This window comes from Mycobacterium sp., from assembly GCF_052144515.1.
Lineage (GTDB): Bacteria > Actinomycetota > Actinomycetes > Mycobacteriales > Mycobacteriaceae > Mycobacterium.
This window is the reverse complement of the sequence record NZ_JBKQQD010000494.1, coordinates 1-4486: the sequence shown is the minus strand read 5'-3', so window position 1 is coordinate 4486 and position 4486 is coordinate 1. Positions and strand designations below refer to the sequence as shown.

Sequence of the window (4486 nt, the reverse complement as noted above, 5' to 3'; positions counted from 1 at the left end):
GACCCAACGCAATTGAGAAGGTGAACTGCCAGGGGGTTCTACTCAATGCGCGAAAACCCGCAGTTCAGCCTCGGGAATTTTCGGTGCACGCCCTCAACATCGGTTAATGCTCACTAGTATCGTTGGGGACCACACGGCATGTTGAACCGAGACGGGAGCTGAGCGGAGTGGGGGTTCTGGTTGTAGCGGTGCCACGCCCTCTTGACGACCTCACAGGCGTAGCCACCGAACTAATCGACGCGACAGGATCGCTACCACAGCGATCGATGCCCGGGCAAGTATGGCAGCAGCACATGGCCGCACGCGGTGGCGTACTGTGAGCGCCGGTCGGAAGTTGTTGCCCACAATGGTTGACGCCGACATCGAAGCAGCGATCACCGGCTCAGCCTCCGCCTGGGACACGTTCGTCGACGCAAACCGCGCATCCCCCGGCGGATATCCGCTCGCCGTGAAGTACGTGCCCTCAAAGTATGCGAAGAACTTCCGCGTTCTGCCGAACGACGGCCTTTTCATCGGGAGGAGCAACTTCACTTGGGGGCAGGGCATCTACGTCACTGGTGTCGAGGAGTGGCTCTCGACGGCGATCTACGGACGCGCGGGAGTTGTTTCGTCGTTCGACCCGGTCGGTTGGAGGGCGTTCGATGCTCGCGATCAGGCGAACGTGAACTTGTATCTCCGGTGGTTGCACTTTCAGCCAGATTACCCGGATGCAGTTCTGACGGTGCATTCGAACCACTGGCTGCATGAGTTGCGAAATACCTTCCGCGAGCAGTTCGATATCGACGTGGTTCTTTTTAACCCCGACGAGAGGGACTTGTACGCGTGGTACACCAATCCGACGCATACGTGGCTCGCGGTTAGCGACTGGCAGGTTCCGGGGCAGCTCTCAGAGCAGGACTTCTCGTTGCGTTTCAGGGACGTGCGGCTCACGATTGTTGCCGAGGAGGAGTTCGAGCCCGACGAACCGGCGCTTATCCGCTCACCGCAGTTCGCCCTTAGTGGGGTAGGCCCTGTTGCAGCGACTGACGCTCGGCAGGCTTATTTGAACCATCAGATAATAAGGGTGGCATCATGAGCCTGATTCCAATTGCAGCACCCCTGATTCGGCGCGCGGTGGACGACGACGGTTACGCGCTGGATCTCCACAAGGCCGTCGCCGCTGACGGACGTGTACTTGAGGGCCTCATCTATTCCGCCATCCGTCCCGAAGACCTTACGTGGTTGACACCCACCCAGTGGCAATGGTTCGCGCGCTGGCGTCAAGCGCTCGGCGGTAAACTGGACCAAGTCGTGTTGTTCCATCTCGCGGGATTCGCCACAAACCGATTCACGCGATTCGAAGTCCGCACGCTTGTGCTGCGCGATCCGAACACAAATCGACTCGCGTCTGAGCTCAGTGACTACCCGAGCCAACTCACTGACGTCGGGCTGGCCTGGCTAACCACAGAGGCTCAGACGACACAGTATCCTCTCGAACTGATGCGCGACTCCCTGCAATGCGCGACTGAAGCCTCGTGGTTTGCGCTGAGGGAACTAACGTCACTTGGTGACGAGCGTGGCCTTCTTGTGCTGGAGCAGCTCAACAACTTTGCCGACGTTCGTGGGATAAGCTCTGAGGTCACGAGTCGCTGGCGTTACGAGCGCTGACGATTCCTCATTTATCACGCCTGCGTTGTCGGGGCACCGCTCAATCCGATCCGGCGCGGCTGCGGTGGACCCGCCCCAAGGTGGATCAACCGTCCCTCGCGGTAGGCGCGCATCCTTTCAGCCGGGGAGAGCCTCCGCAGTTCATCCTGGGTGGTGACCTGGTGGGGCATTTCGATGCGCCCGGCGCTGGTGACCGTCGATGCCGGGACAGCGGCAGTCGCGGGCCTGGACGGCGTCGACGCGGCACGCCAGCCGAGGGCGTCGGTTGCGATCCGCTCGATCTCCTCGGCGGTCTGGCCGATGGCCAACAGGCCGATTGGGACGCCCGTCTCGCGTGACACCTGTGACCGCACCACTTCGGCTTCCAATTGCGCTATCCGACGATCCCTTTCGGCGAGGATGTCGCGGTCGTTAGTCATGCTGCCTCCCTACGGTTTTGGAACCCGGCGGCAGCCGCGCATCTTCGACACGCAGCCGCTCAGGCAACAGGTCGGCCCGGATGCTCGGTGACACGGCCCGTCTTTCAGGCTGCGTCGGGATCGTGGATGTCTGCCCGGACGGGCGGCGGTGGGATTGTTCCGCGTTCGTAGCTGCGGTGCAGGGTGTCCCGGTTGTGGTTGACGACATCACGCGCCCTGGTCGCCTTCGCGATTTCGTCTCGGGCAGAAGCTAATTCCGGGAGCTTGGTTGCCAGCAGGTCATCGAAGTAGGACGACGGCTGTCCGCGTGCCTGCAGGTAAAGCGGGATCTCCTCGACCGCCGCCGCGAGATCGCCACTGTCACTTGCCTGGTCGATCAGTCTGCTCACCGAGTTCATCAGGCCGGAACTGGTTTCCTTGTCCAGCAAGGGCTTCTGCCGGGACCACCACCTTTGGGCGCTGATCTGCGCGGCTGCATCGTCGGCGGGCACGGTCAGCCCGGCCAGGATGCCGTCGTGGCGGGCCTGGGCGGCAGCCAGACGGTTACTCACAGCGTCGGCCAGCCGGTCGGCAGCCTGCGCCGCCGGGGTCGCGGCGAACAGCCGTGAGCCGGTGACCAGTTCGCCCCCGGGGGGCAGGATCTGCCGGTAGCGTTCGAATTCCCTGCGTGCGTACGCATCCGCCGCTTGTGCGTTCTGGACCGGGGTGCCGCCAGTGAACGGGACCTCGGGAGTTTGTGGCGGGGGCGGCATCAGGACCGGTGCGCGGTACACGCCGGGAAAATTATCGGGACTTGTCACGATGGCCCTTTCGTTCTGTTGGTGCTATGGGGCTTACGGATCACCTTAATGCATCGAGATGTCAAGTACCCCAACGTCTGCAGCGTGTCTATGAACTAATTCGGTTGCCCCCGAAAGATGCCCCGGCACCGCTCGCAATATTGCGAACGACCCGGGCCAGGCTGGGCCTAGCTCGATGACCGAACCTTCCATTTCCAGCCGGGCAGTTCTTGGAGTCGGTGTTTGCGGTCCGTGTCAAGGGTGCCTTTGGTGTGCTTGAGACGTTGCGTAGCGACCCACGCGCCGAGCCGATACCCATCATCGGCAACGTAGGCCGCCGGGACGCGGGCGTGCCCGTTCTGTTCGATGTAGTGCAGCAGTCGGCGGAAGCCCCCCTCCCACTGATCGGCGTGGGGGTCCCATGACCAACCGGGCAGGTCTTCTTTGAGTCGGTGTTCACGCTCAGCGTCAAGGATGCCTTTGGCGTGGTTGTCGCGTTGGAGATTGATCCACGCACCAACCCGGTAGCCATCCGCATCCTTATAAGACTGCGGGGGGTAGGCACCATTGTTTTGTTCAAGGTAGTGCAGAACTCGGCGGAAACCTTCCTCCCATTTATCGGCCTGAAGGTTCCATATCCAACCGGTCAGCTTCTGCAGTCGGTCTGCACGATCGGCCTCAAGAGTGCCTTCGGCGTAGCAGCGGCGTTGTTCGGCAGCCCACCCACCTAGCTTGTAGTCATCGGCGGTGATGTAGTCACGGGGTACGCGGGCGTCACCGTGGTGCTCGACGTAGTCCAGAAGGCGGCTGAAACCCTCCTCCCACCTGTCGGCGTAGGGGTCCCATGTCCAGCCGGGCAGGTCCTCAAGTCGGTGCTCGCGGTCGGCGTGAAGGGTGCCTTTGGCGTGCAAGGTGCGTTGAATGGCGACCCAGTTACCGAGCCAGTAGCCATCGACCCTGTAGGACTGCGGGACGTGGGCATCACCGTTGTGCTCGACGTAGTCCAGAAGGCGGCTGAAACCCTCTTCCCACCTGTCGTCGAGGGTGTCCCATGTCCAGCCGGGCAGGTCTTGGAGGCGGCGTTCGCGGTCGGCGTCAAGGGTGCCTTTGGCGTGGAGGCCGCGTTGTTTATGGACCCACGCACCGAGGAGGTAGCCGCCGACCGTGTAGGACTTCGGGACGCGGGCATCACCGTTGTGCTCGACGTAGTACTGGAGGCGGCTGAAACCCTCCTCCCACCTGTCGGCGTAGGGGTCCCATGTCCAGCCGGGCAGGTCTTGGAGGCGGCGTTCGTGGTCTGCGTCAAGGGTGCCTCTGGCGTGGAAGCCTCTCTGTGTCTGGACCCACCCACCTAGCCGGTAGCGGCCGACCATGTAGGACTTCGGGACGCAGGCGTGACCGTTGTGTTCGACAAATTGTTCCAGTACCCCGAACGAGAACTCCCAGGAGGCGGTGGTCTGCTCGACGAGGCGCACATCGAATGCGCGGGCGAAATCGCTGCCGACCGTTACAGGTAGGTCGAGGATAATCGGGCCGGGGCGGCGTATCTTTCCGCCTTGCGCGAGTTGTTGTCGCAGTATGTCAAGTTGCTCGCCGAGCCGATCGTCGTGTGATCGCAGTGCCTTGATTACGTCCCACACC

Annotated in this window: 5 protein-coding genes; 2 read left to right on the top strand and 3 right to left on the bottom strand. The window is 62.3% G+C overall.

The genetic code is table 11. The annotated features are described in order from the left end of the window. Nucleotides 1-346 precede the first annotated feature (346 nt). Together ACLP9N_RS33430 and ACLP9N_RS33425 are read left to right on the top strand one after the other, a co-directional pair. Nucleotides 347-1075 carry a hypothetical protein gene (locus ACLP9N_RS33430; RefSeq protein WP_442411414.1) on the top strand — a complete coding sequence of 243 codons (729 nt, stop codon included), beginning with the start codon at nt 347-349 and terminating at the stop codon, nt 1073-1075. Beyond that, nucleotides 1072-1647 (top strand): hypothetical protein, encoded by a 576-nt coding sequence (locus ACLP9N_RS33425; protein WP_442411413.1) that lies wholly within the window; start codon nt 1072-1074, stop codon nt 1645-1647. The genes ACLP9N_RS33430 and ACLP9N_RS33425 overlap by 4 nt, the downstream gene beginning before the upstream one ends. Before the next feature lie 14 nt (nt 1648-1661). Here ACLP9N_RS33425 and ACLP9N_RS33420 read toward each other — a convergent pair whose 3' ends face one another. From ACLP9N_RS33420 to ACLP9N_RS33410, 3 genes are all read right to left on the bottom strand, one after another. After that, complete coding sequence (locus ACLP9N_RS33420; RefSeq protein WP_442411412.1) at nt 1662-2066, bottom strand: hypothetical protein; 405 nt, start codon at nt 2064-2066, stop codon at nt 1662-1664. 104 nt (nt 2067-2170) lie between these two features. Further along, nucleotides 2171-2866: a hypothetical protein gene (locus ACLP9N_RS33415; protein WP_442411411.1), complete on the bottom strand. Its 696-nt coding sequence runs from the start codon at nt 2864-2866 to the stop codon at nt 2171-2173. 167 nt (nt 2867-3033) lie between these two features. After that, nucleotides 3034-4486 (bottom strand): helicase associated domain-containing protein (locus ACLP9N_RS33410; RefSeq protein WP_442411410.1); only part of this gene is annotated, 1453 nt, incomplete at its 5' end.